Origin of the sequence: Azospirillum brasilense (assembly GCF_005222205.1) — a bacterium.
Taxonomy (GTDB): Bacteria; Pseudomonadota; Alphaproteobacteria; order Azospirillales; family Azospirillaceae; genus Azospirillum; species Azospirillum brasilense_G.
Genome location: NZ_CP032348.1, coordinates 535,001 through 557,796, shown reverse-complemented (window position 1 = coordinate 557,796; position 22,796 = coordinate 535,001). Strand labels below are relative to the sequence as shown.

General features: G+C 68.8%; 15 protein-coding genes. 9 read left to right on the top strand and 6 right to left on the bottom strand.

Annotated features, from left to right (window positions below; genetic code table 11):
• Positions 1-228 precede the first annotated feature (228 nt).
• The 3 genes from D3869_RS28480 to D3869_RS28470 form a co-directional block, all read right to left on the bottom strand.
• Positions 229-3,006 (bottom strand): ATP-binding protein, encoded by a 2,778-nt coding sequence (locus tag D3869_RS28480; protein WP_137143154.1) that lies wholly within the window; start codon positions 3,004-3,006, stop codon positions 229-231.
• 130 nt (positions 3,007-3,136) lie between these two features.
• Complete coding sequence (locus D3869_RS28475) at positions 3,137-3,814, bottom strand: TetR/AcrR family transcriptional regulator (protein WP_137143032.1); 678 nt, start codon at positions 3,812-3,814, stop codon at positions 3,137-3,139.
• A gap of 116 nt (positions 3,815-3,930) precedes the next feature.
• On the bottom strand, positions 3,931-4,671 hold the full coding sequence (locus D3869_RS28470; protein ID WP_137143031.1) for a TetR/AcrR family transcriptional regulator: 741 nt from the start codon (positions 4,669-4,671) through the stop codon (positions 3,931-3,933).
• A gap of 206 nt (positions 4,672-4,877) precedes the next feature.
• On the opposite strand from D3869_RS28470, the gene D3869_RS28465 reads away from it, so the two are divergent.
• Positions 4,878-6,062, top strand: coding sequence for an efflux RND transporter periplasmic adaptor subunit (locus D3869_RS28465; protein WP_137143030.1), 1,185 nt, complete (start codon positions 4,878-4,880; stop codon positions 6,060-6,062).
• A gap of 16 nt (positions 6,063-6,078) precedes the next feature.
• The gene (locus D3869_RS28460) at positions 6,079-9,231 is read left to right on the top strand and encodes an efflux RND transporter permease subunit (protein ID WP_137143029.1); all 3,153 of its coding nucleotides are present in this window, start codon (positions 6,079-6,081) and stop codon (positions 9,229-9,231) included.
• A 128-nt stretch (positions 9,232-9,359) separates the two neighbouring features.
• Here the strand turns inward: D3869_RS28460 and D3869_RS28455 are convergent, their stop codons facing one another.
• The gene (locus D3869_RS28455; protein WP_137143028.1) at positions 9,360-10,196 is read right to left on the bottom strand and encodes a MurR/RpiR family transcriptional regulator; all 837 of its coding nucleotides are present in this window, start codon (positions 10,194-10,196) and stop codon (positions 9,360-9,362) included.
• Between the two features lie 372 nt (positions 10,197-10,568).
• Between D3869_RS28455 and pflB the strand changes: the two genes are divergently transcribed.
• The 4 genes from pflB (at position 10,569) to D3869_RS28435 (ending at position 17,234) form a co-directional block, all read left to right on the top strand.
• Positions 10,569-12,851: a formate C-acetyltransferase gene (gene pflB / locus D3869_RS28450; protein ID WP_137143027.1), complete on the top strand. Its 2,283-nt coding sequence runs from the start codon at positions 10,569-10,571 to the stop codon at positions 12,849-12,851.
• A 190-nt stretch (positions 12,852-13,041) separates the two neighbouring features.
• The gene (gene eno / locus D3869_RS28445) at positions 13,042-14,319 is read left to right on the top strand and encodes a phosphopyruvate hydratase (RefSeq protein ID WP_137143026.1); all 1,278 of its coding nucleotides are present in this window, start codon (positions 13,042-13,044) and stop codon (positions 14,317-14,319) included.
• Positions 14,320-14,530: 211 nt separating this feature from the next.
• Positions 14,531-16,006 carry a bifunctional enoyl-CoA hydratase/phosphate acetyltransferase gene (locus D3869_RS28440; protein ID WP_137143025.1) on the top strand — a complete coding sequence of 492 codons (1,476 nt, stop codon included), beginning with the start codon at positions 14,531-14,533 and terminating at the stop codon, positions 16,004-16,006.
• A gap of 10 nt (positions 16,007-16,016) precedes the next feature.
• Entirely contained in the window at positions 16,017-17,234 is a 1,218-nt protein-coding gene (locus D3869_RS28435; protein ID WP_137143024.1) for an acetate/propionate family kinase, read from the top strand.
• Between the two features lie 9 nt (positions 17,235-17,243).
• Here the strand turns inward: D3869_RS28435 and D3869_RS28430 are convergent, their stop codons facing one another.
• Both D3869_RS28430 and D3869_RS28425 read right to left on the bottom strand, forming a co-directional pair.
• Positions 17,244-18,035: an alpha/beta fold hydrolase gene (locus tag D3869_RS28430; RefSeq protein WP_137143023.1), complete on the bottom strand. Its 792-nt coding sequence runs from the start codon at positions 18,033-18,035 to the stop codon at positions 17,244-17,246.
• Positions 18,036-18,226: 191 nt separating this feature from the next.
• Complete coding sequence (locus tag D3869_RS28425) at positions 18,227-18,823, bottom strand: PDC sensor domain-containing protein (protein WP_137143022.1); 597 nt, start codon at positions 18,821-18,823, stop codon at positions 18,227-18,229.
• 248 nt (positions 18,824-19,071) lie between these two features.
• On the opposite strand from D3869_RS28425, the gene D3869_RS28415 reads away from it, so the two are divergent.
• The 3 genes from D3869_RS28415 (at position 19,072) to uxuA (ending at position 22,539) form a co-directional block, all read left to right on the top strand.
• Complete coding sequence (locus D3869_RS28415) at positions 19,072-19,767, top strand: GntR family transcriptional regulator (protein ID WP_247896032.1); 696 nt, start codon at positions 19,072-19,074, stop codon at positions 19,765-19,767.
• 22 nt (positions 19,768-19,789) lie between these two features.
• The gene (locus D3869_RS28410; protein WP_137143019.1) at positions 19,790-21,271 is read left to right on the top strand and encodes a mannitol dehydrogenase family protein; all 1,482 of its coding nucleotides are present in this window, start codon (positions 19,790-19,792) and stop codon (positions 21,269-21,271) included.
• A gap of 71 nt (positions 21,272-21,342) precedes the next feature.
• A complete protein-coding gene (gene uxuA / locus D3869_RS28405; RefSeq protein WP_137143018.1) occupies positions 21,343-22,539 on the top strand; it encodes a mannonate dehydratase in 1,197 nt (398 codons plus the stop codon).
• The last annotated feature ends 257 nt before the right edge of the window (positions 22,540-22,796 follow it).

Below are 22,796 nucleotides of genomic sequence, written 5' to 3'. Positions count from 1 at the left end.
GGGCAACAGGGTCTTCACGGATTTCACGGATTTAGACACGGATGACACGGATTTTCTTTAATGCTTGCTCAGTATTGGCTCCTCGAGCAGTGATTCCTGAGCAAGCCAATATTAAAGTATCTGTGTAATCCGTGCCTAAATCTGCGAAATCCGTGTAAAATCTGTTGTCATCCAACACGCAGCACCCTCTTCGGTTGCCGCGCCCAGACGGTCAATCGGGTCGAGTCCTCACGCGGCGGTGCCGGTCTGGCGGGTCAGGGCTTCCTGGAGCAGGCGGGCGGTGACCGGCTTGAACATCAGGCCGATCCCGTGCCGTTCGGCCTCCTGCATCACGTCGGGGCCGGAATCGCCGGTCAGCAGGACGGCGGGGACCGGCGCCCCGGCCAGTTCGCGGATCTTCAGGATGGCCTCGGTGCCCACCTTGTGCTCCCGCAGGCGGTAGTCGGCGACCATCACGTCGGGTCGCCGCCCCGCCGTGCGCAGCCGCTCCAGCGCCTCCTCGGTGGATGAGGCGATGATGGTGTCGTAGCCCCAGTCCTGGAAGATCGAGCGCAGCCCCATCAGGACGATGGCGTCGTCGTCGATCAGGACGGCCAGCCGCCCGCGCTCCGGCTCGCGGACCGGGAGAGCCGGGGCTGGGCTCTCCGTGGCGTCGCCGAGCGGCACGGAGATGCGGAACACCGACCCCTTGCCGAGTTCGGAGCGCACCTCCACCGGGTGGCCGAGCAGGGCCGACAGCTTCTGCACGATGGCGAGGCCGAGGCCGAGCCCCTGGTTGCGGTCCCGCTCGGGGTTGCCGACCTGATAGAACTCTTCGAAGATCCAGGACATCTGCTCGCTGGAGATGCCGATCCCGGTGTCGCGCACCTGGATGCCGGCGTGGCCGTCCAGAGGGTGGCATTCCAGGCGGATCACCCCGCGCTCGGTGTAGCGGATGGCGTTTTCCACCAGATTGCGGACCATGCGCCCCAGCAGGTTGCGGTCACTGCGCACGGTCAGGTCGTGGTGGTTGACCACCTGGAGGTCCAGCCCCTTGGCGGCGGCGACCGGGGCATAGGCGGATCCGATGTCGTCGAGCAGCGGCTTGACGGGAATGTCCTCGATCCGCGGCTCGATCACCCCGGCGTCGAGCTGCGAGACGTCGAGCAGGCTGTCGAGCAGGCCCTTCAGCGTCTCCATCCCGCGCTCCAGCATCGCCAGGGCGTCGCGCCCGCGCGGGGAATGGACGTGGCTGTGCAGCGCCTCGGCGAAGAAGAACATGGACTGCATGGGCTGGCGCAGATCATGGCTGGCGGCGGCAAGGAATCGGCTCTTGGAGCGGTCGGCCTGCTCCGCCGCCTCGCGGGCCATCCGGCTGTCGTGCACGTCCACCGCGGTGCCGACCCAGGCGATGACCTGACCGTTCTGCCGCATCGGGTTGATCTGGCAGACGTGCCAGCGGTAGGCCCCGTCATGACGCCGCATCCGCAGGTCGAAGCCGTAGGACTCCCCCGCGGCGATGGCGCGCTCGCGGACGCTGCGCATCATGGGATGATCGGCGGGGTGGATATGCGACCAGCGTTCGTCCTGTTCCATCCCACGCCCGGTGTAGGCCCGCCATGCGGCGTTGTAGAATTCCCGCGCGCCGTCGGGGCGGTTGACCCACATCATCACCGGGGTGTTCTCGACCAGTTCGCGAAAGCGGGTTTCGCTCCGCCGCAGGGCCTCCTCGCTGGCCTTGCGCTCGGAAATGTCGGTCAGGGTGACGACGGCCAGGGTGATGCAGCCGTCGGGGTCGCGCACCGGCTCGGCATCGGCCAGACAGGTGACGGGACCGGTGGGGGTGTCGCGGCGGAGTTCCTCCTGTTTCACCACCGTGCCGTCGCGCAGGGCGCGGACCAGCGGAAGTTCCGGCGAACCATCCGGCGACTTGTCAGGCGGGCCGTCCGGGATGCGCGTGAAGGGGCGGGGGTATTCCTCGATGCGGGCGATCCCGTCCAATGGCTGGCCGATCAACCGTTCCGCCGCGCTGTTGTGCAGGAGGACGCGGCCGGACGGCGCCTCGGCCACCACGACGCCGGAAGGGAGATGCTCCAGCACGGCCTTGAGCAGGGACCGTTCGGTTTCCCGAAGCCGGGTCAGGCGCCCGATCGCCCAGGCGGTCGCGATCAGGGACAGCAGGAGGATGGCGGAGAAGGGAATCCAGGAGCGCAGTGCGGCAAGGTCGACGGCGCGCAGCACGGCGGCGCGGTCGATGCCGACGGCGATGGCGATTCCGCTGCCGTTCGCGCTGGGCGGCGAATAGGCGGCGATGCGCAGCACCCCGTCCATTCCCTTGGTCAGTGCGGTTGCCGTCTCGCGGCCATTCAGAAGCGGGCCGAACCGTTCGGGGAGCGTCTGGCCGATCAGCTCCGGCATTTCCGGTACGCGCACAATGATGGTGCCGGCGCGGTCGGCCAGCAGGATCGTCGCGTTCGGCGGGAGAGGCTTGCGGGCCTGATACTGCCGCAGCCAGTCGAGGTCGAGCTGGGCGGTGACGATCGCCGGGGCGGAGTCACCCGCTGCCGGGCCGCTGCGTGTGTAGGGCAGGGCGAAAGGCAGGACGTGGCGGCGCAACCCCTCCGCGACGACATACTCCCCCACCGAGAACAGGCCGGTGGACATGGCTTGCCGAACCTCGGAGCGGTCGCCGACGCCGGTCCCCAGACTTTGCCGGTCGGTGGCGCACAGGACGGCGCCGGACCGGTTCGCAAAGCCCAGCGTCAGGTAGCTCGGCAGGCGCAGCCTCAGCCGTTCCATGGTCTCCTGGCAGGTTGGGCCGGCGATGTCCGCCTCCGCCAGCGTGACGAGGATGTGCTCGACGTCGCCGATGATCCGCTGCTGCTCGGTCTGGATCAGGTCGAGCAGGCGCAGCGCCTCCTGTCCGATCTCGGCCTCCCGTTCCGCCCGCAGCCGGGCGTGGGAATAGACCTCGTACCCGATCAGCGGGGCCAGGGTGAAAACGAGCAGCAGAAGCCAGCGGACCATGGACACGATCGACCGTCCCGGCCCACGGGCCGTTGGAATGAATGCAACGATCGTGTGAACCCTAACATACCGAAGTATGTTGCGGTGCCTGTCCTTCGGTCCTAACGCTTTCCTTCGCCCTGGTGAAGCCTCAGTGCCCCGCTGTCGGGCGGGCGCCCGTCAGGAAGAGGGCGACGGCCCGTCCGACGTAATGCTCCACCTCTTCCCTGGAGAAGGATTGTTCCGGCAGGATCAGGCGGCGCAGCAGGATGTTGCCGGTGATCATGCCGATGAAGCCGCGGGCGGCGGCCTCCGGCTCCGCGACCGTCAGGGCGCCGGCGGCGGTCTGCCGGGCCAGATAGTCGGCGAGCCGCCGCTGGGCGGTTTCCGGCCCGATGCGGAAGAAGGCTTCGGCGATGTCGGGAATCCGTCCGCCCTCCGAGACCAGCACGCGGACGATGGCCATGGTGCGATCGTCGAACAGCGCCGCGACGAGGTGCAGGGCGAAGCGGGTCAGCCCCTCTTCCGGCGCGGCCCGCTCGTCGGCCTGGATGGCGGCGAGCCCGTCCTGGATGCGGGCGCTGTTCTCCTCCATCATCGCGCGGAACAGCCCCTCCTTGTCGCCGAAATGCTCATAGAGGGTGGCGCGGGAACCGCCGGCCCGGCCGATGATGTCGGTCAGCGTGGTCTTCTCGAAGCCCTTCTCCACGAACAGCGCCGCCGCCGCGTCGAGCAGGGCCTGCCGGCGCGCCCGGCCGCGCGGGCCGACCGTCGGTGAGTCCTTGTCGGTTGTCCTGTCGATCAATTCCCTGGCGTTTCCCCGGTCCATCGGTTTTTTCCTTAGGCGCTGGCGGCCCCTGCCCCCTCCAGCGCGCATCGTTGCGGGAGCTATGAACCCTTGCCGCCCCCGCTGGCAAGACGGCAATACGCCGCTCTCGATCCTGGTCAGGGACGCGTCCCCGCAAGGAACAACCGGACGGACTGGCGGACGTAGCGTTCCAATTCCTCCATGGAGACGGGCTCGTCCGGAAGGATCAGCCGTTTGGTCAGAAGGTCGCCGACCACCATGCCGATGAAGGCGTGGGCGGCCCCCTCCGGATCGTCGACGCGCAGGCGCCCCGCCTCGGACAACTCGCGGAAGCAGTCGGCGAGCCAGCCGATGGTCTTCTCGGGGCCGACCTGGAAGAAGGCCCGAGCGATGTCGGGGATGCGCCCGCCCTCCGACACCAGGATGCGCAGGATCGCGGTGGTCTCCGGCATGGTCAGCGTGCCGGCGATGTGCAGGCCGACGCGGTAGAGATTCTCCTCCAACTCCTCGGCCATCGCGGCCGGGCCGGCGGCGCGCATGGACGACATCTCCTCCAGCACGCGGTCGCAGTGGCGTTCCATCACCGCGCGGAACAGCCCCTCCTTGTCGCCGAAATGCTCGTAGAGCGTGGTGCGCGACCCGCCGGCCTGCCGCAGGATGTCGGACAGCGAGGTGAGCGCGAATCCCTTCTCCACGAACAGCGCCGCCGCGGCGTCGAGCAGCGCCCGGCAACGCGCTTGGCCGCGCGGGCCGCAGCCGGGCTTGTCGAAGACGCCGGAGCCGAGGCCGGCAATGCCGCTCCCGGCGATGCTGCTCCCGGCAATTCCGCCCCCAGCGATTCCGCCTTGGAACGGTGTGGATGCCCCCTTGTCGGGCATTGCGGTTCCCCCTTGCGCGAACGGTCGTTCTGAATGTATCGTCCGGTACAGTGTACTGTATGAGACAGTACGAATAAAGGGGTCATTTCGCACCGTCCGCGCGCACCGGCCTTTTCCGCCGGTCGCGAAAGCCGGGCGGAATGCGGGGCACCCCCGGCTCATTAGGACATTTCATCGCCGCATCACGGCGTTTTCACGAGGAACGGATGTTCAACAGGAACGCATTTCTGTCTCTTGCCGTGGCGGCCTCCCTGACCGTGGTGCTGGGCGCCTGCCAGGACAAGAAACACGCCGCCGGGGGCCAGCCGGCGCCCGGACCGGCGGAGGTGGCGGTCGCCACCATCCAGCCGCAGAGCCTGTCCGTCACCACCGAACTGCCGGGCCGGACCTCGGCTCTCCGCGTCGCGGAAATCCGCCCGCAGGTCAGCGGCATCGTGCTGAAGCGCTTCTTCACCGAGGGCAGCGACGTCAAGGCGGGCGACCAGCTCTACCAGATCGACCCGGCCACCTACGAGGCCAACCTCGCCGTCGCCCAGGCCGACATCCAGAAGGCGGAGGCCAACCTGCAGGCTGCCCGCAACAAGGCGGCCCGCTACAACGACCTCGTCAAGAACAGCGTCGTCAGCAAGCAGGACTACGACGACGCCATGGCCTCGCTGAAGCAGAACGAGGCGCAGCTCGCCGCCGCCAAGGCCGCCCACAATCTGGCGCGCATCAACCTGGACTACACCAAGGTCTTCGCTCCCATCTCCGGCCGCATCGGCAAGTCCGCCGTGACGGAAGGCGCGCTGGTCACCGCCAACCAGGCGACGGCGCTCGCCACCGTCCAGCAGCTCGACCCGATCTACGTGGACGTGACCCAGACGGCCTCGCAGCTCATGCAGCTCCGCCAGGACATGGCGAGCGGGCGCATCCGCCCGGCCGAGCCCGGCAAGATCCCCGTCTCGCTGTTCCTGCACGCGGCGGAGGCCCCCTATCCCCAGCGCGGCGAGCTTCAGTTCTCCGACGTGTCGGTCGATCCGGGCACCAGCTCCGTCCAGCTCCGCGCGGTCTTCCCGAACCCGAACCTGGAACTGCTGCCCGGCCTGTTCGTGCGCGCCCGCGTCGAGCAGGGGGTGGCCGTGAACGCGCTCGCCGTGCCGCAGGAGGCGGTCCAGCGCGGTCCGGACGGCTCGGCCCGCGTCTGGGTCGTCGGCGACGACAACAAGGTCAACCCGCGCACCATCAAGACCGAGCGGGCGATCAACAACGCTTGGCTGGTCTCCGACGGTCTGAAGGCCGGCGAGCGCATCGTGGTCGAGGGGCTTCAGAAGGTGAAGCCGGGGGGCGAGGTCAAGCCGGTGGCGGCGCAGAGCGCCGTGGCGGCCCTGCCCGGACCGCAGGCGCGCTGAGACCGAGGACCGATCCATGTCGAAATTCTTCATCGACCGGCCCGTCTTCGCCTGGGTCATCGCCATCGTCATCATGCTGGCGGGCGGTCTGGCGATCCTGGGCCTGCCCGTCGAGCAGTACCCGAAGATCGCCCCGCCGACGGTGTCCATCACCGCCAGTTACCCCGGCGCGTCCGCGAAGACGCTGGAGGACACGGTCACCCAGGTCATCGAGCAGAAGATGACCGGGCTCGACCACTTCCGCTACATGTCGTCGAACAGCGATTCGTCGGGCAACGTCACCATCACCCTGACCTTCGAGCCGGAGGCCAACCCGGACATCGCCCAGGTCCAGGTGCAGAACAAGCTCCAGCTCGCCGTGCCGCTCCTGCCGCAGGAGGTGCAGCAGCGCGGCCTCCAGGTCTCCAAGGCCGGCAACGACTTCCTGATGGTCGCCGGCTTCGTGTCCAGCGACGGGCGGCTGACCCAGGGCGACATCGCCGACTATGTGGCCTCCAACCTCCAGGACACGATCAGCCGCGTCGAGGGCGTGGGCGACATCACCGTGTTCGGTCCCCAGCACGCCATGCGGATCTGGCTGGATCCCGACGCGCTGAACAGCCACCAGCTGACCACCATCGACGTCACCAACGCCATCAAGGCGGAGAACGCGCAGGTGTCGGCGGGCCAGCTCGGCGGCGCCCCGGCGCTGCCCGGCCAGCGCATCAACGCCACCATCATGGCGCAGTCGCGCATGCAGACGCCGGAGGAGTTCGGCGCCATCCTGCTGCGCGTCAATCCCGACGGCGGGCAGGTGCGGCTGCGCGACGTCGCGCGCATCGAGATCGGGCAGGAAACCTACGAGATCACCGCCCGCTACAACGGCAAGCCGGCGGCCGGCCTGGGCGTCAAGCTGGCGACCGGGGCCAACGCGCTGGACACCGCCGCGGCGGTGAAGGCGCGCATCGCGGAGCTGTCGGCCTTCTTCCCCGAAGGGCTGGAGGTCATCTACCCCTACGACACGACGCCCTTCGTCGAGCTGTCGATCCACGAGGTCGTCAAGACGCTGATCGAGGCGATCATCCTCGTCTTCGTCGTGATGTACCTGTTCCTGCAGAACTTCCGGGCGACGCTGATCCCGACCATCGCGGTTCCCGTGGTGCTTCTGGGCACCTTCGGAGTGCTGTCGCTGTTCGGCTTCTCGATCAACACGCTGACCATGTTCGGCATGGTGCTGGCCATCGGCCTGCTGGTGGACGACGCCATCGTGGTGGTGGAGAACGTCGAGCGCGTGATGAGCGAGGACGGGCTGCCCCCGCGCGAGGCGACCCGCAAGTCTATGGGGCAGATCACCGGCGCGCTGATCGGCATCGCGCTGGTGCTGTCCGCCGTGTTCGTCCCCATGGCCTTCTTCGGCGGCTCGGCGGGCGCCATCTACCGCCAGTTCTCGCTGACCATCGTGTCGGCGATGGCGCTGTCGGTGCTGGTCGCCCTGGTGCTGACCCCGGCGCTCTGCGCCACCATCCTGAAGCCGGTGGCGAAGGGCCACGGCCACGCCAAGCGCGGCTTCTTCGGGCTGTTCAACCGCGGCTTCGACGCCAGCAGCCGCGTCTATCTGCGCGGCGTGCGCGGGGCGGTGTCGCGGCTCGGGCGCTACGGCATCGCCTACGCGCTGATCGTCGGCGGCTTGGCCTACCTGTTCCTCCAGATGCCGTCGTCCTTCCTGCCGCAGGAGGACCGCGGGACCATGTTCGTGCTGTGGTCGGCCCCGCCGAACGCCAGCATCGAGCGCACGCTGGAGACCACCAAGCAGGTCGAGACCTATTTCCTGGAGAAGGAGAAGGACAGCGTCGAGGGCCTGTTCACCATCGCCGGCTTCAACTTCGCGGGCCGCGGCCAGAACGCCGGCATGGCCTTCGTCCGGCTGCGCGACTGGAGCGAGCGCGAGTCCGCCGACCGCAAGCCGACGGCCATCGCCGGCCGCGCCATGGGCGCCCTGTCGAAGGCCAAGGACGCGGTGGTCTTCGCCTTCATGCCGCCCTCGGTTCCGGGGCTCGGCAACGCCACCGGCTTCGACCTTCAGCTCGTCGACCGCGGCGGCGTCGGGCACGACCGGCTGATGCAGGCGCGCAACCAGCTTCTGGGCCAGGCGGCGCAGAACCCCAAGCTGGTCGGCGTCCGCCCGAACGGGCTGGAGGACACGCCGCAGTTCAAGCTGACCGTCGACCGTGAGAAGGCCAGCGCGCTCGGCCTGTCGCTGACCGACATCAACACGACCCTGACGGCGGCCTGGGGCTCCTCCTACGTCAACGACTTCATCGACCGGGGGCGCGTGAAGCGCGTCTATCTCCAGGCCGACGCCCCCTACCGCATGCAGCCGAGCGACGTCGACCGCTGGTTCGTGCGCAACGCCATGGGACAGATGGTGCCCTTCTCCGCCTTCACCACGGCGCAGTGGACCTACGGGTCGCCGAAGCTGGAGCGGTACAACGGCATGTCGTCGCTCAACATCCAGGGCTCCGCGGCGCCGGGCATCAGCTCCGGCGAGGCGATGCAGGAGATGGAGGCGATGATGGCCAAGCTGCCGCCGGGCGTCGGCTATGAATGGACCGGCCTGTCCTACGAGGAGCGGTTGAGCGGGTCGCAGGCCCCGGCGCTCTACGCCCTGTCCATGCTGATCGTCTTCCTCTGCCTGGCCGCGCTCTACGAGAGCTGGTCGGTGCCGGTGTCGGTCATCCTGGTGGTGCCGCTGGGCGTCATCGGCGCCGTGCTCGCCGCCACGCTGCGCGGTCTGCCGAGCGACGTCTACTTCCAGGTGGGCCTGCTGACGACCATCGGCCTGTCGGCGAAGAACGCCATCCTGATCGTGGAGTTCGCCAAGGCGCTCTACGACGAGGGCATGGAGCTGAAGGACGCCGCCATCGAGGCGTGCCGCCAGCGCCTGCGCCCGATCATCATGACCTCGCTGGCCTTCGTGCTGGGCGTGCTGCCGCTGGCGACCAGCAGTGGTGCCGGCTCGGAAAGCCAGAACGCCATCGGCGTCGGTGTGATGGGCGGCATGATCTCCGCCACCGTGCTGGCGGTCCTCTTCGTTCCGGTCTTCTTCGTCGCGGTCTACCGCCTGTTCGGCAGCAAGCGTGCCGGTGCCCACCTCCCGCCGGGCACCGAGCCGGTGCACGCCGGCGACTGACGGTTCGGCTGCGGCTGCAAGTGGAAAGCCCGGTCCCGGAAACGGGGCCGGGCTTTTTGCTTTGGGGTCTGCGGCAGAACGGCACAGGATGGGCGGAGCGGCTTGTCTCCAAACTAATATACTAGTATTTATTGTTCCCGAGGGTGGCGGCTGAGCGCCTGCTTGTGGCGTTCCAGCCGCTCCCGCAGGGCGTCGCCTTTGCGCAGCGCCACGGCAATCGACAGTATGTCGCCGAGGACCAGATGGCTGATGCGCGACGTCATGGGCGAGTGGATGTCGAAGTCTTCGGCGACGTCGGCGAGCAGGCTGACCGTGGCGAGCTGCGCCAGCGGCGAGCCGGAGCGCGTAATGGCGACGACCGAGGCTCCGGACGAAAGCGCGTTCTGCACGGCCTCCAGCATGTCGCGGGTGCCGCCCGAACTGGACACGGCGACCACCGCGTCGCCGGGGGCGAGCGACAGGGCCGACACGAAATAGACGTGGGCGTCGCTGTAGGCGACCGTGGGGATGCCCAGCCGGAAAAAGCGGCGCTGGATGTCCTGCGCCACCGTGCCGGAGTTGCCGGAGCCGTAGAACTCGATCCGCCGCGCTCCGGCCAGCAGGTCGGCGGCGCGGTCCACCGCCTCCGCCGACAGGTTGTTGCGCACCTGCATGAGCGTCGCCAGGGTGCGGTCGAACACCTTCCCCGCGATGCCCGCCGCGCGGTCGTCCGGGCTGACCTCCTGGTCGATGAAGGGCATGCCGGCGGCGATGTCCTGGGCCAGCTTGATCTTGAACTCGCGGAAGCCGCTGCAGCCCAGCGCCCCGCAGAAGCGGGCGATGGTCGGCTCGCTGACTCCGGCGCGTTCCGCCATGTCGGCCATCGACAGGGTGATGACCTCGCCCGGCTGGGCCAGCACGCAGTCCGCCAGCTTTCGTTCCGAAGGACGGAGCCCGTCGCGCACCGCCATGATCCTCGCCAGCATCGACCTGTTCCCCCGTTCCGTCCGTCCGCCACTGTAGCACGGATAGTAAAACTACATGATCTGATAGAAGGGTGCTATCGGCTGCGCTGTCCCACATACCGGGACCGCCGACGATGCGGCGTTCCGTCACAGTAAGTTCATCGAAGAACGTGGAAAATCAACCGCTTTTGCCTTGCGCGCCCCGTGGTTCCGGTTTATGTAGCAAAACTACAGAACGACTTCCGACCCTGCCGGCTTCACAGCCCGATGCCGCCTCGCCGCCCCCGCCCCGCAATGGGTCCGGCGGTTTTCCGACCCCTCCACTGGGGGGCCTCCAGGGTCGATCAGCAACGCGGCGCGTGCCGCCCAGACGCCTTTTCGTGAGGAGACATCATGGACACTCTGCTGAGAGACGGACTCGTCGAGACCCCGGAACAGCAAGCCGAGCGCCCCTGGCGCCGCTTTGTTCCGGGCGTCTGGCAGCAAGAGGTCAACGTCCGCGACTTCATCGTCCGCAACGTCCATCCCTATGCCGGGGATTCACGCTTCCTGACCGGCCCGACCGGACGGACCCGGGCGCTGTGGGACAAGGTCACCGCCCTGCTGAAGGAGGAGCGCGCGGCCAAGGGCGGCGTGCTCGACGCCGACACGGAGGTCTTCGGCTCGATCACCGCTCACGCGCCGGGCTACATCGACCGCGAACTTGAACTTGTCGTCGGCCTGCAGACGGACAAGCCGCTGAAGCGCGCGATCATGCCCTTCGGCGGCTGGCGGATGGTCAAGAACGGGCTGGAGGCCTACGGCTTCAAACCCTCGCCCAAGCTGGAGGAGGTCTTCCCCGGCCTGCGCAAGTCGCACAACGACGGCGTCTTCGACGTCTACACCGAGGAGATGCTGCGCTGCCGGAAATCCGGCGTCATCACCGGCCTGCCGGACGCCTACGGCCGCGGGCGCATCATCGGCGACTACCGCCGGCTGGCCCTCTACGGCGCGACCTTCCTGATCGAGGACAAGAAGGCGCAGTACAAGAGCCTTGAGCTGGACCGCGTCGACGAGCACACGCTGCGCCTGCGCGAGGAGATCACCGAGCAGATCAAGGCGCTGAAGGAACTGGCCGCCATGGCCAAGTCCTACGGCTTCGACGTGTCGCGCCCGGCGGCCAACGCCCGCGAGGCGGTGCAGTGGACCTATCTGGCTTATCTGGCGGCGGTGAAGGAGGCCAACGGGGCGGCCATGTCGCTCGGCCGTGTCTCCAGCTTCCTCGACGTCTACGTCGAGCGCGACCTGCGCGACGGCCTGCTGAGCGAGGAGGAGGCGCAGGAGCTGATCGACCAGTTCGTGACCAAGCTGCGCATCGTCCGCTTCCTGCGCACGCCGGAATACGACCAGCTCTTCTCCGGCGACCCGACCTGGGTCACGGAATGCATCGGCGGCATGGCGCTCGACGGGCGCACGCTGGTGACGAAGAACAGCTTCCGCATGCTCCAGACCCTGAACAACCTCGGACCGGCGCCGGAGCCGAACCTGACCGTGCTGTGGTCGGAAAGCCTGCCGGAGGGCTTCAAGAAGTTCTGCGCGGAGACGTCGATCAAGACCTGCTCGGTGCAGTACGAGAACGACGACCTGATGCGGCCCTACTGGGGCGACGACTACGGCATCGCCTGCTGCGTCTCGGCCATGCGCATCGGCAAGCAGATGCAGTTCTTCGGCGCCCGCGCCAACCTTGCCAAGACGCTGCTCTACGCCATCAACGGCGGCCGTGACGAGGTGTCGGGCGAGCAGGTCGGCCCGGCCTTCGCCCCGATCACCGGCGACGTGCTCGACCACGACACGGTGGTCGCCCGCCTGCTGCCGATGATGGAATGGCTGGCCCGCGCCTACATGAACACGCTCAACGCCATCCATTTCATGCATGACAAGTACATGTACGAGCGGCTGGAGATGGCCCTGCACGACCGCGACGTGCTGCGCACCATGGCCTGCGGCATCGCCGGCCTGAGCGTCGTCGCGGACAGCCTGTCGGCGATCAAGCACGCCACGGTCAAAGTGGTGCGCGACGAGCGTGGCCTCGCCACCGACTTCGTCATCGAGGGCGACTACCCGGCCTTCGGCAACAACGACGACCGGGTGGACGGCATCGCGGTGTGGCTGGTCGAGACCTTCATGGGTCTGCTGCGCAAGCAGAAGGCCTACCGCGACGCGGTGCCGACGCAGTCGGTGCTGACGATCACCTCGAACGTGGTCTACGGCAAGAAGACGGGCAACACGCCGGACGGGCGCAAGGCCGGCCAGCCCTTCGCGCCGGGGGCCAACCCGATGCACGGGCGCGACCGCAAGGGGGCGATCGCCTCGATGGCGTCGGTGGCCAAGCTGCCCTACGCCCACGCTCAGGACGGCATCAGCTACACCTTCACCATCGTGCCCGGCGCGCTGGGCCCGACCGAGGGTGAGCGGGTGGCCAATCTGGTGGGCATGCTGGACGGCTATTTCGGCCAGGGCGGCCACCACATCAACGTGAACGTCTTCGACCGCGAGACGCTGCTGCACGCCATGGACCATCCGGAGCTGTACCCGCAGCTGACCATCCGGGTGTCGGGCTACGCGGTGAACTTCATCAAGCTGACCCGCGAGCAGCAGATGGACGTCATCAGCCGCACCTTCCACGGCGCGCATTGAGGCGTTGTCGATCGGCTGAGTTTTGCCCCCTCCCTAACCCTCCCCCGCTTCGCAGGGGAGGGGATTGGCTCCCTCCCTTGCGAAGCGGGGGAGGGAAGGGGCCCGCGGCGAAGCCGTGGGAAGGGTGGGGGCCCGCCGCGACCACCTCCCCAAAACCCCTATCCCCTCCAATCAAGGTCCACACCCCGCCATGAGCGCCATTACCGAAATCCACGCCCGCGAGATCCTCGACAGCCGCGGGAACCCGACCGTCGAGGTGGACGTCCTGCTCGAATCCGGCGCCTTCGGCCGCGCCGCCGTCCCGTCGGGCGCCTCGACCGGCGCGCACGAGGCGGTGGAACTGCGCGACGGCGACAAGTCCCGCTACGGCGGCAAGGGCGTGCTGAAGGCCGTGGAGTCGGTCAACGGCGAGATCTTCGACGCCATCGCCGGCCTCGACGCCTCCAACCAGCGCGCCCTCGACCTCGCCATGATCGAGCTGGACGGCACCCCCAACAAGGGCCGCCTCGGCGCCAACGCCATCCTCGGCGTCTCGCTCGCTGTCGCCAAGGCCTCGGCCGAGGAAGCCGCGCTGCCGCTGTTCCGCTACGTCGGCGGCGCCTTTGCCAACCTGCTGCCGGTGCCGATGATGAACATCATCAACGGCGGCGCCCACGCCGACAACCCGATCGACATCCAGGAGTTCATGGTCATGCCGGTCGGCGCCGAGAACGGCGCCGAGGCCATCCGCATGGGCTCGGAGATCTTCCAGGCGCTCAAGAAGAAGCTCAAGGACGCCGGGCACAACACCAACGTCGGCGACGAGGGCGGCTTCGCCCCCAACCTCGCCTCGACCGAGGACGCGCTGGGCTTCGTGATGAAGGCGATCGAGGCCGCCGGCTACAAGCCGGGCGACGACGTCATGCTGGCCATCGACGCCGCCTCGACCGAGTTCTTCAAGAACGGCACGTACGAGCTGGCCGGTGAGGGCAAGTCGCTGGCGCCGGAGCAGATGGTCTCCTACTGGACCGATCTGGTCGGCCGCTACCCGATCATCTCGATCGAGGACGGCATGGCCGAGGACGACTGGGAAGGCTGGAAGGCGCTGACCGACGCCATCGGCGGCAAGGTGCAGCTGGTCGGCGACGACCTGTTCGTGACCAACCCGGCGCGTCTGGCGGACGGCATCAAGAAGGGCGTGGGCAACTCGATCCTGGTCAAGGTCAACCAGATCGGCACGCTGTCGGAGACGCTGGAGGCCGTGGACATGGCGCACAAGGCCGGCTACACGGCGGTGCTGTCGCACCGTTCGGGCGAGACCGAGGACAGCACCATCGCCGATCTGGCGGTCGCCACCAACTGCGGCCAGATCAAGACCGGCTCGCTGTCGCGCTCCGACCGTCTGGCCAAGTACAACCAGCTGATCCGCATCGAGGAGATGCTTGGCGCAGCATCCCGCTTCGCCGGCCGCGGCATCCTCAAGGCGTAACGGACCCGCGGAAGGCGGCCTGCGGCAAAGTGTCCGGTGATGCCGGATTTGCTGCGCCGCACCGCCTTTTCCGCTAATATATCAGTACACAAAAGACGCTCAGACAAGAAGACGGCAAGACGCGCTTCCCCTTTCAGCAAGGCGCGCGCCGGGAGGGATCGGCTGAAACGGGCAGCATCATGCCTATTTCTCTTATCCGGAGTGTTCTGCAATGACTGCCAATGGTGAAACCAGCGGCGACCTCCCTGCGGCCCCGATTGAGGCGGCCCCGATCGAGAACGTCACCTTCGACGAGATCGTGGTCGGGCAGTCTGCCAGCATCGCGCGGCAACTGACCGTGATGGACGTCGAGCTGTTCGCCACCGTCTCCGGCAACATCGATCCGGTTCATCTGGACGCGAAATTCGCCGCCGACAGCCGCTTTCAAAAGGTGATTGGGCACGGCATGTGGTCCGGCGCGCTGATTTCCGGCGTGCTGGGGACCCGGCTGCCCGGCGCCGGCACCGTCTACGCCGGCCAGGACCTGCGCTTCCGCCGCCCGGTCGGGCTGGGCGACGTCATCACCGCCACCGTCACCGTGCGCGAGAAGCAGGCCGACAAGAACATCGTCGTCTTCGACTGCCTGTGCACCAATCAGGACGGTGAGGTCGTGGTGACCGGGACCGCCGAGGTGGTGGCGCCGACGCGCAAGGTCCGCCGCGCCGCCCACGCGCTGCCGCAGATCCAGATGATCCGCCACGACAAGCACGATGCGCTGCTGCGCAAGTGCGACGGGCTGGAGCCGGTCGCCACGGCGGTCGCCCATCCCTGCGACGAAAGCTCGCTGAAGGGCGCGGTCGAGGCGGCGGAAGCGGGCCTGATCGACCCCATCCTGATCGGTCCGGCGGCGAAGATCCGCGCGCTGGCCGCCGCCCATGGGCTGGACATCGCCCGCTACCGTCTGGTGGATGTGGAGCACAGCCACGCCGCCGCCGCGGCCGCCGTCGCGCTGGCCCGCACCGGCGAGGCCGAGGCCGTGATGAAGGGCAGCCTGCACACCGATGAGCTGATGGCCGAGGTCGTCCGCAAGGAGACCGGCCTGCGCACCAGCCGCCGCATCAGCCACGTCTTCGTCATGAACGTGCCGACCTACCCGCGGGCGTTGCTGATCACCGACGCGGCGATCAACATCTACCCGACGCTGGAGGACAAGGTCCACATCGTCCAGAACGCCATCGACCTCGCCAAGGTGCTGGGCGTCGAGACGCCGCGCGTCGCCATCCTGTCGGCGGTGGAAACGCTCAACCCGAAGATCGCCACCACGCTGGAGGCGGCCGCGCTGTGCAAGATGGCCGACCGCGGCCAGATCACCGGCGGCATCCTCGACGGCCCGCTGGCCTTCGACAACGCCATCAGCGCCGAGGCCGCACGCATCAAGGGCATCACGTCCCCCGTCTCCGGACAGGCCGACATCCTGCTCGTCCCCGACCTGGAAGCCGGCAACATGCTGGCCAAGCAGCTCTCCTTCCTCGCCAACGCCGACGCGGCGGGCATCGTTCTCGGTGCGCGGGTGCCGGTCATCCTGACCAGCCGCGCCGACAACGTCCGCACCCGCCTCGCCTCCTGCGCCGTGGCGGCGCTGGTGGCCGCCGCGCGCCGTCCTTCCCTCGCGCTCAACGCCGCTGCCGCTCCCCTGGCTGCGGAGTGAGGATCACACCATGTCGCACCGTGACGCCTGTCTCGTCATCAACGCGGGCTCCTCCAGCCTGAAATTCTCTGTCTTCTGCGGCGCCGGAAGGCACGATCTGGAGGCGGTCCTGACCGGCCAGATCTCCGGCATCGGCACCGCCCCGCGCTTCGAGGCCAAGGACGCGGCCCGCCACGTCCTGGCCGACGGCATCCTGGACGAGGTCGGCCCCGGCGACCGCGCCGGGCTGCTCGGCTTCCTCCTGACCTGGATGCGGCACGAGCTGCGGGACGTGCGGCTGGTCGCCGCCGGCCACCGGGTCGTGCATGGCGGCACCCGCTTCGACGCGCCGGTCCGGCTGACCCCGGCGGTGCTGGCCGAGCTGGAGGCCCTGGTCCCGCTGGCCCCGCTGCACCAGCCGCACAACATCGCGGCGATGACCGCGCTGGCCGAGGTTTATCCGGAGCTGCCGCAGGTCGCCTGCTTCGACACCGCCTTCCACAGCACGCGGCCCTGGCAGGCCCAGATGTTCGCCCTGCCGCGCGAGCTGACCGACGAGGGCGTGCGCCGCTACGGTTTCCACGGCCTGTCCTACGAGTACATCGCCCAGCGCCTGCCGCAGATCGCGCCGGAGCTGGCCGAGGCGCGCGTGGTCGTCTGCCATCTCGGCAGCGGCTCCAGCCTGTGCGGCATGCGCGCGGGCCGCAGCGTCGACACCACCATGGGCTTCACCGCGCTGGACGGCCTGCCCATGGGCACGCGCCCCGGCGTCCTCGATCCCGGCGTGCTGATCTATCTGATGCGCGAGAAGGGCATGGGGCCGGACGAGCTGGAGCGGCTGCTCTACCACAAGTCCGGCCTGCTCGGCGTGTCCGGCGTTTCCAACGACATGCGCGCCCTGCTGGACAGCGAGAGTCCGCAGGCGGCGGAGGCCGTGGAGCTGTTCTGCTTCCAGGTCGCCAAGCAGGCGGCGGGGCTGGCCGCCTCCATGGGCGGGCTGGACGCGGTGGTCTTCACCGCCGGCGTCGGCGAGAACTCCGCCCCGGTGCGGGCGCGGGTGGCGGAGAAGCTGGGCTGGCTCGGCGTCCATCTCGACGGGGCGGCGAACCGCGCCCGGGCCACGCGCATCTCCGCCGCCGACAGCCGCGTCCCGGTCTTCGTCATCCCCACCGACGAGGAGCGGATGATCGCCAGCCACACGCTGGGCATCCTGGCGCACAGTGCGATGCTGTCGCCCCTGGCGGCCTGAGCCGACGCTTCAAAGCCCGCTCAGAAAACTCCGGATCGCGTCGAGGACGAGCGCTTCCTGTTCGCGGTGCGGCACATGGCCGGTGTCGGGGAGAAGCCTTGCGGCTCCCCGCCCGGCCGCGATGCGCTCGGGGTGGGCGCTGGAGCCGTACTCGTCGCGGTCGCCGTGCAGGGCCAGCACCGGGCAGCGCACCGCCGCGAGGGCTCGGTCCAGCGTCCAGCCGGCGAAACCGGGCGAGAGCCACGTCTCCGTCCAGGCGTCGAGGACCCACCGGGCCTTGTCGCCGTGATACTTCGCCAGACGCGCAACGTTGGCGGGATCCTGGAAGTCGCGCTTGGCGTCGCGGATTCCGGCGAGGGTTCTTTCTTCTACGAAAGCCTGCGCGGCGATGGTGACGAGGGCGCGGCAGCGCTCCGGGAAACGCGCCGCCGTCTCGACCGCCATGCCGCCCCCGACGCTGTGTCCGCAGGCGATGAATTTGGTCACTCCGAGCTGGTCGCACAGCGGCGGGATGCTGTCCCGCGCCTCAGCGGCGACGAAATCCAGGCCGAGTTGGCCCGCATGGGCATCGGAGCGTCCGAAGCCGAGCCGGTCGTAGGCGATGACGCGGCGGTTCGTCCCGGCCGCCAGCCGCTGCGGAAAACCGCGCCACAGATCCACGCTGCCGAGGGAGTCGTGGAACAGGATGATCGGCGCGGCGCGACCGGTTTCCGGGGTCCAGCTCTTTGCAAAGAGGCTGCCCTCCGCGGTGCGGATCGTCCATTCGGTCTCGGTCACGGGCGAGTCGTGCTGTGTCGGCATGGCGGTTGGCGTTGCGGTCGCGGGGACGTCCGTTATGCCGTGAAGTTCCGAGGAACACCCGCGGAAAGGTGTCGGCACCGCCTTTGCCCCAGCGTCGGCCCTGCCGTCGGGCCGACGAAGCCCCTGTCCGGTCAACGCAGCCACAGGACATTCCCCCTCCCCTGGGGAAGGGGAATGGCATCGGTGATTCGTCAGTTGCCGAGCTTGTTGGTGTCGAGCACGATCATCGCCACACCGATCTTTTCCTTGTTGGCCGGATCGAGCACGGGAACGCTGACCTCGGTCAGCATGGCGTTCGTCTCGGCGTCCTTCTCCGGGTCGGTCATGTAGAGGTCGGAGCCGCCGCTGTAGACCTTCTGCCATTTCGGCTCGTCGCCCTGCCAATAGTCGGAGGTGCCGCCGGTCTGCGCCACGTTCAGGCCGCGGTTGTCCATCAGCAGGATTTCCACGATCCGGCCGTTGCTCTTGTCCGTCACCTCCTTCAGGCGCTTGGTCACGGCGTTCGCGGCGATCGTGTCGTAGGTGGGGTTGGCGGACTTGGCCTTGGCCGCGGCCTTCCAGTCGTTGTCCATGGCGTCGATCTTGGCCTGGTCGAGGCCCTTGTGCGCGGTGTTCTGGGCCTTGACGGCGTCGACGACCGCCGGGTCGGCCAGCCAGGTCTGGACCTGCGGGCTCACCGTCTTGCGGACGCTGGCTTCCAGGGCGGGATCGGCGGCGTAGGCCGGCAGGGCGCCGAGCGTTGCCAGAACCGCCGCGGTGGAGAGCAGCAGGGAAAAGCGTTTGGACATCGATTCCTCCCATGAATGATCCGACCGCGGGCTGCCTTGACGGCCTGTGCTCCGCGGGCTCATGACCATAGGTCCCGCGTCATCCCGGCGGTCAGAGGAATGCGCGCTTTATTCCGTTTAGCGGAAAATCAGCCAAACCAACCATAATTGATCTTGAACCACTCTCGTCCGCGCACTCCCCGCCGCTGCCTCTTGTCAGGCGCTGTTCGTAATGGCATACTAGTATGCAAGTTGACGCGATGGACGCCATGACCGACACGCCGACCTCGTCCGCCCCCACCGACATTCGCGGCCCCCGCCTGCACGGGGTGTACGACGCCCTGCGCGCCGCCGTGCTGTCGGGGGAGATCCGGCCCGGCGAGGGGATTTCGGAGACGCGCGTGGCCGCCCGCTACGGCGTCAGCCGCACCCCGGTGCGCGAGGCCTTCCGCCGGCTGGCCGACGAGGGGTTCCTGCGCATCGTGCCGCAGGTCGGCACCTTTGTGGCGCCGATCCAGCTCAGCGCGGTGTCGGACAGCCAGTTCATCCGCGAGACCCTGGAATGCCGGACCGTGCGTCTGGCCGCCGAGCGGGCGGAGGCGGCGGACGTCGCCTCGCTCACCCGGCTCCTCGACTCGCACCGCGCGGTGATGGCGCCCGACCGCCACGCCGAGTTCTTCGCCCTCGACGAGGCCACCCACGCCGAGCTGGCTCGCATCGCCGGGCGTCCGGCGGTGTGGGACCTGCTGGTCGCCGTCAAGGCGCAGCTCGACCGCGTGCGTTTCCTGTCGCTGCACAGCGAAGGCTGGGCGGCGAAGATCGTCGGCGAGCACCAGAGCATCGTGGACCGCGTCGCCGCCCGCGACCCCGACGGCGCGGAGGAGGCCATGCGCGCCCATCTGCGCACCGTCTTCGCGGCGGTGGACGAGATCGCCCGAACCAACAGCCACTTCTTCGAGACCTGAAAGCCGTCATGCGGAGTGTTCCATGCGCCTGAGCCCCGATACGCTGCCCTCCCTGCGCCCCGGCGTGCAGCGTCCCGGCTATGACCGTGCCGCGCTGACCACCGGAATCGTCCATCTGGGCATCGGCGCCTTCCACCGCGCCCATCAGGCCGTCTACACCGACGCCGCCCTGGCCCGCTCCTTCGGCCCCTGGGGGATCGCCGGGGTCAGCCTGCGCAGCCCCGACACGCGCGACGCGCTGGAGCCGCAGGGCGGCCTCTACACCGTCGCGGTGCGCGACGCCGCCGGCGAGCGGCTGCGGGTGGTCGGCTCGGTCACCCAGCTGCTGGTCGCTCCGGAGGACCCCGCCGCGGTGCTGGATCTCCTGACCCGTCCGTCCGTCCGCATCGTCACCCTGACCGTCACGGAAAAGGGCTATTGCCACGACCCGGCGACCGGCGCGCTGAACGAGGCCCATCCGGACATCGTCCATGACCTCGCCAACCCGGAGAGCCCGCGCAGCGTGCCCGGCTTCCTGGTGGAGGCTCTGATCCGCCGCCGCGCCGCCGGGGTGGAGCCCTTCACGGTGCTGAGCTGCGACAACCTGCCGAGCAACGGCGACACCGCGGCGGGCCTGCTGCGCCGCTACGCCGAACTGCGCGACCCCACGCTGGGCGCCTGGTTTGCCGGGAACGTCGCCTGCCCGAACAGCATGGTGGACCGCATCGTGCCGGCCACCACCGACGCCGACCGCGACCGCGTGTCGGACGGGCTGGGCCTGCGCGACGCCTGGCCGGTGGTGACCGAGCCGTTCAGCCAGTGGGTGATCGAGGACCGCTTCCCCACCGGGCGCCCGGCCTGGGAGCTGGAGGGGGCGGAGCTGGTCCCCGACGTCCATCCCTACGAGACGATGAAGCTGCGCCTGCTGAACGGCAGCCACTCCACGCTCGCCTATCTCGGCTACCTCGCCGGCTACGAGACGGTGTCGGACACCATGGCCGACCCGGCCTTCGTCCGGCTGATCCGCGGCCTGATGGACGAGGAGGCCGGCCCGACGCTGCATATGCCGCCGGGCGCCGATCTCGGCCATTACAAGGACGCGCTGATCGAGCGCTTCCGCAACCCGGCCCTGCGCCACCGCACCTGGCAGATCGCCATGGACGGCACGCAGAAGCTGCCGCAGCGGCTGCTCGGCACCATCCGCGATCGGCTGGCCGCCGGGGCGCCGATCGACCGGCTGGCGCTGGGGGTGGCGGGCTGGATGCGCTACGTCTCCGGCACCGACGAGGCCGGCCGTCCCATCGACGTGCGCGACCCCATGGCCGCCCGGCTTGCCGAGCTGGCAGCGGAGGCCGGACCGGACGCCGACCGTCTGGCGCGCGCCCTGTTCGGGCTGAGCGCCGTCTTCGGCGACGACCTGCCGCGCGACCCGCGCTTCACCGCCGCCGTGACCGACGCGCTGCGCCGCCTCTACGCCGAGGGCGCCCGCGCCGTCGTGCAGTCGGTCGCGCCGGCGGCGGGCTGACACGCCTCGTCCCACAAATCCCATCGCGACACGCCGGACTCGGCACAGCACTCTTCTTCAAGGAGCAGACCATGGAACAGACTTGGCGTTGGTTCGGCCCGGACGATGTGATCCGGCTCAACCACATCCGTCAGACCGGCGCCACCGGCATCGTCACCGCCCTGCACCAGATCCCCTACGGCGTGGTCTGGTCGGTCGAGGAGATCGAGGAGCGCAAAGCGATGATCGCCGCCGACCCCTCGCTCGGCCTGCGCTGGAGCGTGGTGGAAAGCCTGCCGGTCCATGAGTCCATCAAGATCGGCGAGGGCGATCTGGCCCCGCTGTTCGACAACTACCGCCAGTCGCTGCGCAACCTCGCGGCCTGCGGGGTGACGACGGTCTGCTACAACTTCATGCCGATCCTCGACTGGACCCGCACCGACCTCGCCGCGCCGGTGCCGGGCGGCGGCACGTCGCTGCGCTTCAACGCCTTCGAGCACGCCGCCTTTGACGTCTTCATGCTGGAGCGTCCGGGCGCCGAGGACGACCACGCGCCGGAGGTGCTGGCCCGCGCCCGCGCTTGGTTCGACAAGGCGTCGGAAGCCGACAAGAAGAAGCTGCTCGCCAACATCATGGCCGGCCTGCCGGGCGCCTTCGACCGCTACGACATCCCGGGCCTGCGCAAGATGCTCGACCGCTACAAGGACATGAGCCACGGCGCGCTGCGCGAGACGCTGGCCCGCTTCCTGCGCGAGGTGATTCCGACCGCGGAAGAGGTGGGCATCCGCATGTGCATCCACCCCGACGACCCGCCGCGTCCGCTGATGGGTTTGCCGCGCATCGTCAGCAACGAGGACGACCTGGACTTCATCGTCAACGTCATCGATTCCGAGGCCAACGGCATCACCTTCTGCACCGGCTCGCTCGGCGCCGGGGCGAAGAACGACGTGCCGGCGATGATCAAGCGCTTTGCCCCGAAGGTCACCTTCGCCCATCTGCGCAACGTGAAGAAGGACCCCGACGGCTCCTTCCAGGAAGCCGAGCATCTGGGCGGCGACGTCGACATGGTGTCGGTCGTCACCACGCTGCTGGAGGAGCAGAAGCGCCGCAAGGACGCCGGCAACCCGAACTGGCGCATCCCCTTCCGCCCCGACCACGGCCACGAGCTGCTGGACGATGTGGGCAAGAAGACCCATCCCGGCTACCCGGCGATCGGCCGCCTGCGCGGTCTGGCGGAAATCCGCGGCGTGATGACCGCTGTGGCCTCGATGCGCCAGCTTCCGGTTTGATCGGTCGGGACGTTTGATCGGTCCGGCACGCCGAGCCTGACCGTTTTGGTAGTGGAGGGGAAACGCGGCGGCATGGCGTTTCCCCTCTTCGCCGCACCTCGCCGCCGCAGCAGACGCAAGGAGTCGCGGCCGAACGTCCTGCTCGGCGTTCGTATGGCCGATGTCCCGATCGGCCTGCGCGCTCTTGTCGCGTGTCCAGCCCGTGTCATGCTGGACCTGATACCGGCACCCTGAAGGGTAAGGGGCCCGGATCGCCG

What these genes read in the sequence shown, in the direction of transcription:
- D3869_RS28430 (WP_137143023.1), bottom strand. Translation starts at nt 18,035, where the DNA reads ATGCCGACACAGCACGACTCGCCCGTGACCGAGACCGAATGGACGATC.
- D3869_RS28480 (WP_137143154.1), bottom strand. Translation starts at nt 3,006, where the DNA reads ATGGTCCGCTGGCTTCTGCTGCTCGTTTTCACCCTGGCCCCGCTGATC.
- pflB (WP_137143027.1), top strand. Translation starts at nt 10,569, where the DNA reads ATGGACACTCTGCTGAGAGACGGACTCGTCGAGACCCCGGAACAGCAA.
- D3869_RS28415 (WP_247896032.1), top strand. Translation starts at nt 19,072, where the DNA reads ATGACCGACACGCCGACCTCGTCCGCCCCCACCGACATTCGCGGCCCC.
- D3869_RS28460 (WP_137143029.1), top strand. Translation starts at nt 6,079, where the DNA reads ATGTCGAAATTCTTCATCGACCGGCCCGTCTTCGCCTGGGTCATCGCC.
- uxuA (WP_137143018.1), top strand. Translation starts at nt 21,343, where the DNA reads ATGGAACAGACTTGGCGTTGGTTCGGCCCGGACGATGTGATCCGGCTC.
- D3869_RS28435 (WP_137143024.1), top strand. Translation starts at nt 16,017, where the DNA reads ATGTCGCACCGTGACGCCTGTCTCGTCATCAACGCGGGCTCCTCCAGC.
- eno (WP_137143026.1), top strand. Translation starts at nt 13,042, where the DNA reads ATGAGCGCCATTACCGAAATCCACGCCCGCGAGATCCTCGACAGCCGC.
- D3869_RS28425 (WP_137143022.1), bottom strand. Translation starts at nt 18,823, where the DNA reads ATGTCCAAACGCTTTTCCCTGCTGCTCTCCACCGCGGCGGTTCTGGCA.
- D3869_RS28470 (WP_137143031.1), bottom strand. Translation starts at nt 4,671, where the DNA reads ATGCCCGACAAGGGGGCATCCACACCGTTCCAAGGCGGAATCGCTGGG.
- D3869_RS28465 (WP_137143030.1), top strand. Translation starts at nt 4,878, where the DNA reads ATGTTCAACAGGAACGCATTTCTGTCTCTTGCCGTGGCGGCCTCCCTG.
- D3869_RS28455 (WP_137143028.1), bottom strand. Translation starts at nt 10,196, where the DNA reads ATGCTGGCGAGGATCATGGCGGTGCGCGACGGGCTCCGTCCTTCGGAA.
- D3869_RS28440 (WP_137143025.1), top strand. Translation starts at nt 14,531, where the DNA reads ATGACTGCCAATGGTGAAACCAGCGGCGACCTCCCTGCGGCCCCGATT.
- D3869_RS28475 (WP_137143032.1), bottom strand. Translation starts at nt 3,814, where the DNA reads ATGGACCGGGGAAACGCCAGGGAATTGATCGACAGGACAACCGACAAG.
- D3869_RS28410 (WP_137143019.1), top strand. Translation starts at nt 19,790, where the DNA reads ATGCGCCTGAGCCCCGATACGCTGCCCTCCCTGCGCCCCGGCGTGCAG.